The 12,449-nt window shown below is 46.4% G+C and carries 14 protein-coding genes; all 14 read left to right on the top strand.

Going from position 1 to position 12,449, the window contains the following annotated elements; translation table 11 throughout:
* Nucleotides 1-53: 53 nt before the first annotated feature.
* The 14 genes from MHI06_RS18400 to trpE all read left to right on the top strand — a co-directional run bounded on the left by MHI06_RS18400 (nt 54) and on the right by trpE (nt 12,386).
* Nucleotides 54-326 (top strand): HU family DNA-binding protein, encoded by a 273-nt coding sequence (locus MHI06_RS18400; protein ID WP_024630670.1) that lies wholly within the window; start codon nt 54-56, stop codon nt 324-326.
* Nucleotides 327-495: 169 nt separating this feature from the next.
* Nucleotides 496-717 carry a trp RNA-binding attenuation protein MtrB gene (mtrB, locus tag MHI06_RS18395; RefSeq protein ID WP_017687697.1) on the top strand — a complete coding sequence of 74 codons (222 nt, stop codon included), beginning with the start codon at nt 496-498 and terminating at the stop codon, nt 715-717.
* Between the two features lie 121 nt (nt 718-838).
* On the top strand, nt 839-1,390 hold the full coding sequence (locus MHI06_RS18390) for a hypothetical protein (protein WP_017687698.1): 552 nt from the start codon (nt 839-841) through the stop codon (nt 1,388-1,390).
* Nucleotides 1,391-1,491: 101 nt separating this feature from the next.
* Nucleotides 1,492-2,355, top strand: a complete 864-nt coding sequence (locus MHI06_RS18385; protein ID WP_340398702.1) for a heptaprenyl diphosphate synthase component 1 — start codon at nt 1,492-1,494, stop codon at nt 2,353-2,355.
* 15 nt (nt 2,356-2,370) lie between these two features.
* Nucleotides 2,371-3,099 carry a demethylmenaquinone methyltransferase gene (locus MHI06_RS18380; protein WP_036607690.1) on the top strand — a complete coding sequence of 243 codons (729 nt, stop codon included), beginning with the start codon at nt 2,371-2,373 and terminating at the stop codon, nt 3,097-3,099.
* Complete coding sequence (locus MHI06_RS18375) at nt 3,092-3,958, top strand: UbiA-like polyprenyltransferase (RefSeq protein ID WP_340398701.1); 867 nt, start codon at nt 3,092-3,094, stop codon at nt 3,956-3,958. Before MHI06_RS18380 ends, MHI06_RS18375 begins: the two co-directional genes overlap by 8 nt.
* Entirely contained in the window at nt 3,959-4,579 is a 621-nt protein-coding gene (locus MHI06_RS18370) for a flavin prenyltransferase UbiX (RefSeq protein WP_340398700.1), read from the top strand.
* A 287-nt stretch (nt 4,580-4,866) separates the two neighbouring features.
* Complete coding sequence (locus MHI06_RS18365; RefSeq protein WP_062835191.1) at nt 4,867-5,841, top strand: polyprenyl synthetase family protein; 975 nt, start codon at nt 4,867-4,869, stop codon at nt 5,839-5,841.
* A 193-nt stretch (nt 5,842-6,034) separates the two neighbouring features.
* On the top strand, nt 6,035-6,478 hold the full coding sequence (gene ndk / locus MHI06_RS18360; protein ID WP_340398699.1) for a nucleoside-diphosphate kinase: 444 nt from the start codon (nt 6,035-6,037) through the stop codon (nt 6,476-6,478).
* A gap of 25 nt (nt 6,479-6,503) precedes the next feature.
* Nucleotides 6,504-7,298, top strand: a complete 795-nt coding sequence (locus MHI06_RS18355; protein ID WP_340398698.1) for a protein-glutamate O-methyltransferase CheR — start codon at nt 6,504-6,506, stop codon at nt 7,296-7,298.
* Between the two features lie 179 nt (nt 7,299-7,477).
* Nucleotides 7,478-8,647, top strand: coding sequence for a chorismate synthase (gene aroC / locus MHI06_RS18350; RefSeq protein ID WP_340398697.1), 1,170 nt, complete (start codon nt 7,478-7,480; stop codon nt 8,645-8,647).
* 1 nt (nt 8,648) lies between these two features.
* Nucleotides 8,649-9,743, top strand: coding sequence for a 3-dehydroquinate synthase (aroB, locus tag MHI06_RS18345; protein WP_340398696.1), 1,095 nt, complete (start codon nt 8,649-8,651; stop codon nt 9,741-9,743).
* Nucleotides 9,744-9,748: 5 nt separating this feature from the next.
* Nucleotides 9,749-10,126, top strand: coding sequence for a chorismate mutase (gene aroH, locus MHI06_RS18340; protein WP_169482458.1), 378 nt, complete (start codon nt 9,749-9,751; stop codon nt 10,124-10,126).
* A 691-nt stretch (nt 10,127-10,817) separates the two neighbouring features.
* Nucleotides 10,818-12,386: an anthranilate synthase component I gene (gene trpE / locus MHI06_RS18335; protein ID WP_340398695.1), complete on the top strand. Its 1,569-nt coding sequence runs from the start codon at nt 10,818-10,820 to the stop codon at nt 12,384-12,386.
* The last annotated feature ends 63 nt before the right edge of the window (nt 12,387-12,449 follow it).

Here is a 12,449-nt window from a genome sequence, read left to right as displayed (position 1 = left end):
AAACGGAAACACAGTATAACATTCAGGACATTGATACAGGAGGTGAAAAACAAATGAACAAATCAGACTTGATTACACACGTATCCGAAGCGACTGAATTGTCCAAGAAAGATGTAACGAAAGCGGTTGATGCCGTATTCGAAGCAATCTCTGAGGCTCTTCAAAGCGGAGATAAAGTACAATTGGTTGGTTTTGGGAACTTCGAAGTTCGCGAGCGCTCTGCACGTAAAGGACGCAACCCGCAAACAGGTGAAGAAATCGAAATTCCTGCGAGCAAAATTCCTGCATTCAAACCAGGTAAAGCGCTCAAAGACGGAATTAAATAAGATTTCTACATATTCCATATGTCGACAAAAAGACCGTGACTTGTTCACGGCCTTTTCTTTTGCCCTTTAACGTTGATTCTTGCGGTTCATTCGTATAAGGCGCTGGTTGACAAATGAAACAATCTTAATCATCATTAACGCTATCGAACTAAAGAAGGGGACATGCGTGATGGATCATCCAACCGGCAATGATTATATTGTAATTAAGGCAGAGGAAAATGGTGTCCAGGTGATCGGATTAACCCGAGGTCAGGATACACGTTTTCACCACACCGAGAAATTGGACAAGGGTGAAGTGATGTTTGCCCAATTCACCACCCATACTTCAGCTATTAAAATCCGGGGCAAAGCCACGCTGATTACCAAGCATGGACAGATTGAATCGGAGTAATGGACAGAGTGAATACATTCAAATGAAGATTGCAGGCATAGCCTGCTTTTTTTCATTGTACAATGAGGTATGAGCCTTTACCGGACAGACTACACTAACAGGTAAAGGCAGGGAGGCGTATATGAAACCGCGGATGATTGTTACTGCTTCAATGCTGGCAACGGTTGCGGCGGTCTTTCTGCTTGTTGCGATACAAACCTTACATATGCGTACATGGGGCGGGGACAACGTACAGCCTGCCTCTGCATCACATCATCCAGTTCAGCTAACGAATGACAATCTGGTTGATGTGCTAAGCTCCATGCAACTATCAACTCCCATTGCAAGAGTGGAATGGAAGCAGTCCATTTTGAGACTGGACCTCAAAGTTAAAGGAACGGGTACAAGTTACACTGAAATCTATGAGAACATGGCAGCTGTGGCGGATCTTGGCTTTCGGAGTCTGGATAACGTGGATCAGGTGCTGTTGCGTGTGATGGCAGAAGATGAATGGATGCATAAACGACATCTGTTACTTGCTGCTGATATTCGGCGTGGAGAGTGGCCTCTGTATGCGATTGAAACATTACGGAACTGGAAAAGTGCGGCCTTTTCAGATGAATTGAAGGACTGGTTTCATTTGATGGAGACCGAACTCTGGAAGAAGCAATTCGAAATGACAAGTCAGGGGTAATAGAATAGCAGGATTCAGTGCGTGCCCGTTCAACATATGCTATAATATATAAGATTGTAGTGCAGAAAAGGTTTAACAATGTTAAGGCTCGGAGGCTGAGAATGAATTCATATCGCGTACCCCAACTAGCAAAGAAATATACGGATTACGACATGATTCGACAACATACGGAAATCCCATCATTTCCGGATAGCCGAGCACGTCTGTTGCAGGTATTTGTGGGCCGCACAGACGAAAAGGTGCATCAAGAGTTATATGCTCTTGCAACTTCGCTCGTTCAGTTGGCCATGGATACGCATGATCGAATCGATACCATTTCCGGTGAGCGGAAAGAGCAGGAGATGCGTTCACGTCAGTTGAATGTACTCGCCGGGGATTATTTAAGTAGCCGTTTTTATCAATTGCTTGCCCAAGCGGGCAGAATTGAAATGATTGGCAAACTCAGTGGTGCTGTATCCGGAGTGAACGCACGCAAGATGACGCTGTATGAACGGATGAAGAAGCTTCTCGTTTCGGCTGACGAATACTTGCGTGAAACGGTACAGCTGAGAATGCAGCTGTTTCTTTCATTTACAGGCATGATTCAACATAACGAAGAGTCTTTATGGAACAGCCTGTTGACCGAATTCAGCTCCTGCGAAACGATCGTGGAAGAACTGAAACGGATGAATGACGCAAAACAATATCTTCACAGCTATGCATACTGGCACATATACGAGCATGGTAATGACGATGAGCGCAATGTGTTGCGTCAGTCTGAACCGGATGCACGTGCATGGAACACTATGGTGCTGAAGCATAGGGTTGGCGAGGTTTTGCTGGACAAGCTTCGCGAGTGTACACACCGCATTCAACTGTTGTTGCAAGACGAGGAAGGGCGGATGGGCTTGCAGGAGATACATGCAATTCTAGAGCCTTACTTGGCATATTTGCAGCCTTCACATGCGGCAGTAAGGGAAGATTGAGGGGGAGACAGACGAATGGGGAGCGGAGAGACCAAACCGAAAGAAGAATATGTCCATTCGGTTTTTCAGAGTATAGCCGGAAAATATGATGTCATGAATGATATTTTAAGTTTCCGCAGGCATAAGGCTTGGCGTAAATTCACCATGAAAAAGATGAATATGTCCAAAGGCGATACCGGTCTTGATTTGTGTTGCGGCACATGTGACTGGACGCTTGCTATGGCAGAGGCAAGTGAAACGGGGCACATGCACGGACTTGATTTCAGTAGCAACATGCTGGAGGTCGGCCAGACAAAGATCAATGCGGTGCAACGTCAAAAACAGATTACCCTGACACAGGGAAATGCCATGTCACTTCCTTTTGAAGACAATTCGTTTGATTATGTGACGATCGGGTTTGGGTTGCGTAATGTACCTGATCTCAGACAAGTGTTGTCTGAAATGAAACGTGTGGTCAAACCGGGCGGTATGGTTGTATGCCTGGAATTGTCCAAGCCAACATGGCAGCCGTTCAAAGGCATTTATTATTTTTATTTTGAGAAGGTTTTACCGAATCTTGCCAAAGTGTTTGCTAAAAGTTTTGAGCAGTACAAATGGCTGCCGGACTCACTGGCCATTTTCCCGGGAAGGCAGGAACTGGCAGACATTTTTGCAGAAACTGGATTACAACAAGTGCAGGCCTACCCTCTGACCGGAGGTATCGCGGCACTGCATATTGGAACCAAGGAGAATCAGCATGTTTAGGAAAATTCGCATCTTTTTAGAAATGATCAAGATTGAACACACGCTTTTTGCTTTACCTTTTGCATTTATGGGGGCGATCCTCGGCTCCATGGTAGTGAATGATACCTTCCCAAGCTGGATGCAGATCATGTGGGTATTGCTTGCGATGGTCGGCGCACGTAGTGCGGCTTTTGGTTTGAACCGAATTATTGACCAAGCGATTGATAGCAAAAACCCGCGTACCGCGATGAGAGCCATCCCGGCAGGACTGTTGAAAAATGGGGAAGTTGTTATATTTGTCATTATCTCATTTATATTGTTATTCTGGGCCTCATCCAATCTTAATGTATTATCGATGCAGCTGTTACCTATTGCTGTGTTTATGTTGGTACTGTATTCGTACACCAAACGATTCACATGGTTATGTCACGTCGTTCTCGGAATGACGATTGGTTTGGCGCCACTTGGTGGCTGGGTAGCTGTAACAGGTACGATGGATTGGACAGCGATTGTCCTGTACGTTACGATTGTGTTCTGGACAGCTGGTTTTGATATTATCTATGCATGTCAGGATCTTGAATTTGATCAGGGAGAAGGCCTTCATTCCATACCTTCCCGTTTTGGCTTGGTTAAATCATTGCAGATCGCCAAGTTCTTCCATGTGATTACTGCAATTGGTTTTCTTGCGTTATTGTTGATGACAGATCTGAGCTGGTGGTATGGCGCAGGCATGTTGGTAACGTATGGTATTCTTTTCTATCAACACTATATTGTATCGCCTAATGATATGAGTCGTGTTCAAACGGCATTCTTTACTATGAACAGTTTGCTTAGTTTAATCGTATTTACCTTCACTCTGATTGATCTGGCGGTGAAATAAATGGTACAGCAGCCGGACAATAAACGACTGGTTGTCGGAATTACCGGAGCGAGTGGCAGCATATATGGCATTCGATTAATTGAAACGCTGCTTGATCTGGAATATACCGTTCATCTGGTCATATCCAATGCAGGGTGGCGTGTACTGAAAGAAGAAATGGACTGGGATGTGACGAATCGGGACGCGGTGTTGGAAGAAAAATTCGGCAACCGTGCCGGTTCTCTGATCTATCATCCTGTGAGTGATATAGGGGCCTCTATTGCAAGTGGTTCTTATCTGGCCGATGGCATGATTATCATGCCATGTTCTATGGGAACTCTTTCATCCATCGCGCAGGGATCGTCGGATAATCTGATGTCCCGCGCAGCCGATGTCATGATGAAAGAGGGAAGAACATTGATCCTCGTCCCACGTGAGACGCCTCTTCATGCAATCCATCTGGAGAACATGCTGAAGCTCTCCCGTCTTGGTGTACGAATGATACCGGCTATGCCTGCTTTTTATTACAAACCTCAGACTATGGATGAGTTGATTATGTTTTTGGTGGGTAAAGTGCTAGATAGCTTGCGCATCCCACATCAACTGTTTACAAGATGGGGAGAACCGGATGAACGGGGATAACAACTGAGTCCGATACAAGGCAGTTTTTTTGCCAAAGTGTTGCTCGGTTTATTTGTCCCCCGAATCCCGGGGTATTGGTGAGTGCTGATGGTAAGTCTTCATGAACCACAGTCTTGACCCATGCTCCGGCAACTTCTGTATTTTGTTTCAGAACAAGTCGCAGAGTTTATAGAAAACACAAGCAAGAACGGTAAGCCGGGTTTTCGTAATGCCTGCAGGCCCGACTTGCTGGAGGGGAAGGTAAGCATGGATTTATGGACTGACAATACGCTGATACGGGTGAACGAATGAAACTATTGGATATTTTCGGGTTGTTAAAAAAGGACATGGATTACATTGAGAAAGAGTTGTATCGCAGTGTTCGAGGAGAACAGAAGCTGCTGAGTGAAACGTCGCTTCATTTGCTCAAAGCAGGAGGAAAACGGTTGCGGCCCGTTTTTGTATTACTTGGCGGGAAATTTGGTACATATGACATTGAACGTCTGAAGCTGGTTGCAGTTCCGCTGGAACTCATTCATTCCGCATCTCTCGTTCATGATGATGTTATTGATAATGCGGAGACACGCCGAGGCAAACCCACGGTGAAGTCAAAGTGGGATAATCGGATTGCCATGTACACTGGAGACTATATCTACGGTAAGGCACTTGAAATGACTGCCGGATTATCCGATCCAGCGATTCATCGTATACTTGCCAAAGCTATGGTACAGATGTCCATCGGTGAAATGGAGCAAATTCGAGACTTTTTCAATACGGGACAAAGTGTTCGTAATTATCTGCTGCGGATTCGTCGTAAAACAGCACTTCTGATTGCGGTTAGCTGTCAGTTGGGGGCTTTGGCCACACGTGCGCCTGAGCATGTATCTTCCCTGCTGTATACGTACGGATACAATGTGGGTATGGCTTTCCAGATTCAAGATGATGTACTTGATCTGGTAGGTACCGAGAAACAACTTGGCAAGCCACCTGGCAGTGACATGAAGCAGGGAAATATCACTCTTCCTGTGCTGTATGCGCTGCAAGAGTCCGATCTGCGTGAACCTCTGTTGAAGGAGATTTCCCGTGTCCAACATGAAGAAGGACGGGCAAGTGCATCGGATGCAATTGGAATGATTCGCCAAAGTCAAGGAATTGCTAAAGCAGAAGCCCTTGCTGACCGATATATGAAGAAAGCGCTCGATGCTCTCGATCAGCTACCTAACATCAAGACGACCAAAAACCTGCGTGATATCGCTCATTTTGTGGTTAAACGTACACATTAAACTTTGTATGACCTTCGACTCACATGTTGGACTGGACAACGCATAGTTGATCGGGTCTGACACAGGTACTCACACCTGAAGATGGATAGACGTGTGAAATTCCTCATTGGGAGGATTTGGACATGTATGTTACAATCAGAGGGATTGCGTTTACATAGTGATTAACTTTGAACCGTGAGTGAGGAGTGAGCTGATGGATCGTACATTTTTGATGGTGAAGCCGGATGGTGTGCAGCGTGGATTGATCGGTCGAATTATTAGCCGTCTGGAAGACAAAGGATTTAAGTTGGTGGCAGGCAAATTGGTGCAGATGTCTGAGGATCAGGCAAAACGCCATTATGCTGAACATGAAGGCAAACCTTTTTTCGATGATTTAGTTCGTTTTATCACATCTGGGCCTGTATTTGCCATGGTGTGGGAAGGGGACGATATTGTGACGCTTGCGCGCATTGTCATCGGAAAAACCAATGTGAAGGAAGCCGCTCCGGGCACCATTCGTGGAGACTTCGCCAGCCACACACCACATAATCTGATTCATGGGGCAGATTCACCGGAAAGTGCTACCCGTGAAGCAGCAAATTTCTTTGCTTCAGATGAACTGGTGGTATACGACAAGAGCATCGCAGCCTGGTTGTAATTATTAGCCAAAAGGGTGATACACGATGCTGGAGCAAGAACAACTACTAGACCCGGATTACACCGGATTCATTCGTAAAATCAAAGAGAGCACAGGCATTGATCTTGCTCAATACAAGGAAGGCCAGATGAAAAGAAGGCTGACCACACTTCGCAACAAAAACGGGTTTCATACATTTTCTAACTTTTTTGATGCTATGCAGAAAGATAAATCATTGTTCTACGAGTTCCTTGATCGTATGACGATTAACGTTTCTGAATTCTGGCGTAATCCCAATCGTTGGGAAGTACTGCGGGACGAGATTCTGCCTGAGCTGCTGGGCTCCAAGCGACGTGTCAAAGTCTGGAGTGCAGCTTGTTCAACAGGTGAAGAACCTTATACACTCGCCATGATTCTGGATACGATGGGAATTTTGAAGGACAGCTCCATTACGGCAAGTGATCTGGATGAAGGTGCATTGGCTAAAGCTAAGGAAGGGCGTTATATGGAACGCTCACTTAAGGATGTGCCAAAGGAAACGGCGAACCGTTACTTCAAGCAGGATGGCTTGGTATATCGTATTGATGAGCAACTCAAAAATTCGATCAAGTTCATGAAACAAAATTTGCTGGTGGACCGTTTTGACGATGGGTACGATCTGATTGTGTGCCGGAATGTCATGATCTATTTTACCGAGGAAGCCAAAAACCTGTTGTATCACAAATTTGCAGCAAGTTTGCGTCCAGGCGGTGTATTGTTTGTGGGCAGCACGGAGCAGATCTTCTCCCCGGGACAATATGGTCTAGAGACAGCAGAGACATTCTTCTATCGGAAGAAATAATCATATTGGTTGTTGAGCCGTCTGAAGCACATGTTACATGTGTTCAGGCGGTTATTTGTATATCAAGTACAAGAAAGAGCCGACTTTCTTGTCAAAGCCGGTCAGCTATACTATAATAAGCAAAGAAATTATGGGATTTTAGCAATGTGAAGTTTAACAGTTTAAAGGGGGAACGTATTATGAGTTTACGCTATTTAACCGCAGGGGAGACGCACGGACCCCAATTGACCGCTATTATTGAAGGATTGCCAAGTAATTTGACGATTAACTTTGAAGAACTGAATTTCCAGCTTCACCGCCGCCAAAAGGGATATGGCCGTGGACGCCGGATGCAGATCGAGAAGGATCAGGCCAATTTCGTTGGTGGTATCCGTCACGGATATACAACAGGTGCTCCAGTAGCCCTGATTGTTCAAAATAACGACTGGAAACATTGGCAGAACATTATGAATATTGAGCCAATTGAAGGCAGTGACGAAGAGAAACGTCGCGTTCATCGTCCGCGTCCCGGACACGCCGATCTGAACGGGGGACTCAAGTATAATCTCAAAGACTTGCGTAACGTACTGGAGCGCTCCAGTGCGCGTGAGACAACGGTACGCGTGGCATGTGGCGCCATTGCACGTCAGTTCCTAGCTGAATTCGGAATCAAGGTAGCTGGACGTGTACTTCGGATTGGAGAGATCGAAGCTCCTTATCAGGACCTTCCGATTGATGAACTGATTGCAGTGACAGAAGCTTCCTCTGTACGTGTCACGGATGCTGAGACAGAGAAGAAGATGGAAGCCTACATTGACCAGATTAAACAGGAAGGCGATTCCATCGGAGGAATAGTGGAATGTATCGTTGAAGGTGTGCCTGTTGGTTTGGGAAGTTATGTTCAATACGATCGTAAGCTTGACGCACGAATTGCTCAAGGCGTAATGTCCATTAATGCATTCAAAGGTGTAGAGATTGGTATCGGATTCGAAGCCGGAGTCATTCGTGGATCACAGGTACATGATGAAATCATGCATACGGATGAGCGCGGCTACCACCGGGCAACCAACCGTCTGGGTGGATTCGAAGGTGGGATGACGAACGGTATGCCAGTGGTTGTACGTGGTGTGATGAAGCCGATCCCAACGTTGTATAAGCCACTGCAAAGTGTCGATATTGATACGAAAGAAGCATTCACGGCTCAGGTTGAGCGCTCAGACGCTTGTGCTGTACCCGCAGCGAGTGTGGTTATGGAGCATGTCGTAGCATGGGAAATTGCCAAAGCATTCCTGGAGAAATTCGGCGGGGATTCCATGGAAGAGATCCGTGCGAACGTTGCCAGCTATAACGCTCAACTGGAGAATTACTAATATGCGTCAGCTGACGGTACAGTTGGAGGAACGCTCATATCCGATTCTGATTGGTAGCGGCCTATTGGCGCAAGCCCCTCAATATTTTGAACAATATGGCTTGACCAAGAAAAGCCCATTACTTATCATTACAGACGAAAATGTGTCTCCCAAATACTTGTCAGGTTTGGAGCAAACGCTGCGTACGGCTGGTTATACAGTCGTATCGGCGGTTGTGCCCTCTGGTGAAACATCGAAATCCATTTCGGTATATCAGGATATGATGACTGTCGCTATCGAAGGCAAACTGGATCGGAGTTCTGCGATTCTGGCACTAGGTGGGGGTGTCGTAGGTGATCTGGCTGGCTTTGTTGCTGCTACATATATGCGTGGAATCAAGTTTGTTCAAGTACCTACAACGATTTTGGCGCATGACAGTAGTGTTGGCGGCAAGGTAGCTGTCAATCATCCGCTGGCCAAAAATATGATCGGTGCGTTCCACCAGCCCGAACTTGTACTCTACGATGTGGATACACTTCAATCCTTGCCGCCACGAGATGTTTCGGCTGGTTTGTCAGAGATGCTGAAGCACGGACTGATCCGTGATGAGGCTTTTGCACATTGGTGTGAGGAGCATGCAGAGGAGTTGCTTGCGCTTAATCCGGAAGCACTGGGATACGGTTTGGAGCGTGGATGTGGTATTAAGGCAGAGATTGTATCCAGAGACGAACGTGAAAATGGAGAACGTGCGCTCTTGAACCTGGGACATACGATTGGTCATGCCATTGAAGCGATTGCCGGCTACGGAGAGTTCCTGCACGGTGAAGCGATCTCCATCGGTATGGCTGGATCAGCACTGCTTGGTGAGAAGCTTGGTGCGCCAGCAGGGCTCTATGAAGATACGGTTCGCATGCTGCGTTCACTTCGCCTGCCGACAACAATGCCTGCGCATCTCGACACGGATGCATTAATGGAAGCAATGATGCATGACAAAAAGTTCCGTGAAGGTCATATGGTGTTTATCATTCCTGATCGGATTGGGGCTGCAAGAATTGTGAAGGACGTACCTGTGTCGGCAGTTCGGGACGTCATTGAAATGCTCAGGAAGGGAGAATAACAGCAATGGTCACACGGGGAATTCGCGGGGCTACAACAGTCACGCAGAACAACGAAGAACAGATTTTGAAGGAAACGGCTGTATTGTTGCAGGAGATCGTGGATCGCAATGAGATCCAACCGGAAGATATCTGCAGTGTGTGGATTACGTTAACTGGGGATCTGGATGCTGCTTTCCCGGCAAAAGCTATTCGCCAACTGGACGGCTGGGAGCTTGTACCACTGATGTGTGCACTTGAAGTTCCAGTTAAAGGTGCCTTGGCACAGTGCATCCGTTTCATGGTACATGTGAATACGAACAAAAGTCAGAATGAAATCAACCATGTGTACCTGAATGGTGCACAGGCATTACGTCCGGATCTGGCAGCACCTTCTGGCTCTTAAGCAAGTGGGTTGTCAAACCGATCATAATGATGTATAGTGAGAACCAGTTGAGTAGAGTAGAGATTGAGCTGAGAGCAGCTGAGCTAGTGGAGTATATAGCAGAGTCCAGTGGGTGGTAACCGGGGCAACAGAAACCGGTCAACTGATTCACGGTACGTCGTGCTACGGAATAGGTAACAGGAACAGGGAAAACAAACGTGTCATAGGACATCTTTGTTTTGATATATTTTGGTATAACACGATCAATGTACTCTCCCATATTTGATGAAAATTTGGAATGAGTAGTTGAAGTGTTAAACTGATTTATTTTCCTAATTGAATGATGTGAGATGCATCGTTTCAGCGACCTGTGAATAATCCGACAGCGAAGTATAGGGACTTGTTATTTATGAAGCATCACCCTGTTAAATACAGCTTATAACCAAACCTCTACCTGATGGTAGAGGTTTTTTTCGTATATTGAATTGCTTCTTCTACCCCTATAAGTTCAACTAAACTTTTACACAAAAACGGAGAGGACAGAAATAACCTGAAGAAGCGGAGCGTTCACATTTATCACCGGATTTTACCTTTTGAAAGGGAATCAAAAAAATCTGGGGATAACAGTGATCGGAAGGTTGTTCGGTCATCGAAGTGCTCAGTGTAAACAATCTTTAGTTGAACTTACCTAAATCTGAAAGGACGTGATCTGATGATAACGCCAAACGTTAATCAAGTACTGAAAATGTCGAATGAGTATAATCTGATTCCGGTAGTCAAACGGATTCTGGCAGATATGGAGACTCCGATTCGAATATTCCGCCGTTATGCTGACAACGACCGGGCATTCCTGCTGGAAAGTGTAGAGGGTGGTATTCAATGGGCGAGATACTCGTTCATCGGTACAGATCCGTTCCTAATGATTTCGGCGAAGAAAGGCCGGATCGTTGTAGAAGAAGCAGGGAAAACCCGTGAATTGCCAGGAAAACCCATTGAAGAACTGAAAGCATTGCTGCGTAAGTACCGCAGCCCAAAAGATGATGAACTGCCACCATTCACAGGTGGGGCAATTGGGTTCTTCGGATATGATCTGCTGTCCTATTATGAGAAGCTTCCAGCTCACGCGCTAGATGACCTGAACATGGATGACATTCGCTTTATGTTCTGTGACCAAATTATCGTGTTTGACCATGTGAAGCAGCAGATGCTGCTCGTCGGTAATGTACATGTCAAGGACGGTGCAACGGATGATGAGATACGCCAAGCGTATGCAGTGACTTCGGAGAAGCTGGAGCAGGCCGCAGAACGTTTGCAGCAGCAAGGACCAGGGGAGAACCTGAATCCGCGTTCCATTCCGGGAGACGTGGAGCTGGGGGATATCCGCTCCAATCTCACGAAGGAGCAGTTTATCGGCAATGTGGAGCAAGCCAAAGAATACATTCGCGCAGGTGATATTTTTCAAGTGGTACTATCCCAGCGTTTCCACATTGATACGGAAGTTTCTCCACTTCACGTATATCGTGTGCTTCGGACGCTAAATCCATCTCCTTACATGTACTACCTCAAAATGGATGATGAGATTATCGTTGGCACTTCGCCAGAAGCTCTGGTCAAGGTGGACGGAAATCGTGTGGAGACACGACCAATTGCAGGCACACGTCCAAGAGGGGCGACAGAAGCGGAAGATCGTGCACTCGCTGCTGATTTGCTCCAGGATGAGAAGGAACGTGCGGAGCATCTGATGCTGGTTGATCTGGGTCGTAACGATCTGGGCCGGGTATCCAGCTTTGGCAGTGTGAAGTGTGACATGTTCATGGAGATTGAACGGTATTCTCACGTCATGCATATGGTGTCCAACGTTACGGGTGAGCTAAGAGAAGACAAGGATTTCTTTGATGCATTCCTCTCATGCTTGCCAGCAGGAACCGTATCCGGTGCACCGAAACTGCGTGCAATGGAAATTATCGCGGAACTGGAGAAAGAGGCTCGTGGTGCCTATGCAGGAGCAATCGGATACCTCGGGTTCTCGGGTAACATGGACTCCTGTATTACGATTCGTACGATTATTTTCAAAAAAGGAAAAGCATATGTACAGGCCGGAGCGGGAATCGTATGGGATTCTGTGCCTGAGAATGAATATGAAGAAACGGTTAATAAAGCCAAAGCGTTGCTTAAGGCGATTCGAACAGCAGAAGCAATGTTTCCTGCCAAAGCCAAAGACAACACGTTGAGACTGGCGAATGCAGACTACTTTGTCACACCAGCGGCCGCTAAGAACTGAGAGAGGAGAGACCGGAGATGAACATAAACCCTATAATGAATGAGAACACCGTAACCCCTATTG

It is taken from the genome of Paenibacillus sp. FSL H8-0079, from assembly GCF_037991315.1.
In the GTDB taxonomy this organism is placed as follows: Bacteria; Bacillota; Bacilli; order Paenibacillales; family Paenibacillaceae; genus Paenibacillus.
The sequence above is the reverse complement of the archived record's forward strand: the minus strand, read 5'-3'. Positions and strand labels throughout refer to the sequence as shown.

Bases quoted from the DNA above. Each gene is read 5' to 3' on its own strand.
- MHI06_RS18400 (WP_024630670.1), top strand. From the start codon at position 54: ATGAACAAATCAGACTTGATTACACACGTATCCGAAGCGACTGAATTG.
- mtrB (WP_017687697.1), top strand. From the start codon at position 496: ATGGATCATCCAACCGGCAATGATTATATTGTAATTAAGGCAGAGGAA.
- MHI06_RS18390 (WP_017687698.1), top strand. From the start codon at position 839: ATGAAACCGCGGATGATTGTTACTGCTTCAATGCTGGCAACGGTTGCG.
- MHI06_RS18385 (WP_340398702.1), top strand. From the start codon at position 1,492: ATGAATTCATATCGCGTACCCCAACTAGCAAAGAAATATACGGATTAC.
- MHI06_RS18380 (WP_036607690.1), top strand. From the start codon at position 2,371: ATGGGGAGCGGAGAGACCAAACCGAAAGAAGAATATGTCCATTCGGTT.
- MHI06_RS18375 (WP_340398701.1), top strand. From the start codon at position 3,092: ATGTTTAGGAAAATTCGCATCTTTTTAGAAATGATCAAGATTGAACAC.
- MHI06_RS18370 (WP_340398700.1), top strand. From the start codon at position 3,959: ATGGTACAGCAGCCGGACAATAAACGACTGGTTGTCGGAATTACCGGA.
- MHI06_RS18365 (WP_062835191.1), top strand. From the start codon at position 4,867: ATGAAACTATTGGATATTTTCGGGTTGTTAAAAAAGGACATGGATTAC.
- ndk (WP_340398699.1), top strand. From the start codon at position 6,035: ATGGATCGTACATTTTTGATGGTGAAGCCGGATGGTGTGCAGCGTGGA.
- MHI06_RS18355 (WP_340398698.1), top strand. From the start codon at position 6,504: ATGCTGGAGCAAGAACAACTACTAGACCCGGATTACACCGGATTCATT.
- aroC (WP_340398697.1), top strand. From the start codon at position 7,478: ATGAGTTTACGCTATTTAACCGCAGGGGAGACGCACGGACCCCAATTG.
- aroB (WP_340398696.1), top strand. From the start codon at position 8,649: ATGCGTCAGCTGACGGTACAGTTGGAGGAACGCTCATATCCGATTCTG.
- aroH (WP_169482458.1), top strand. From the start codon at position 9,749: ATGGTCACACGGGGAATTCGCGGGGCTACAACAGTCACGCAGAACAAC.
- trpE (WP_340398695.1), top strand. From the start codon at position 10,818: ATGATAACGCCAAACGTTAATCAAGTACTGAAAATGTCGAATGAGTAT.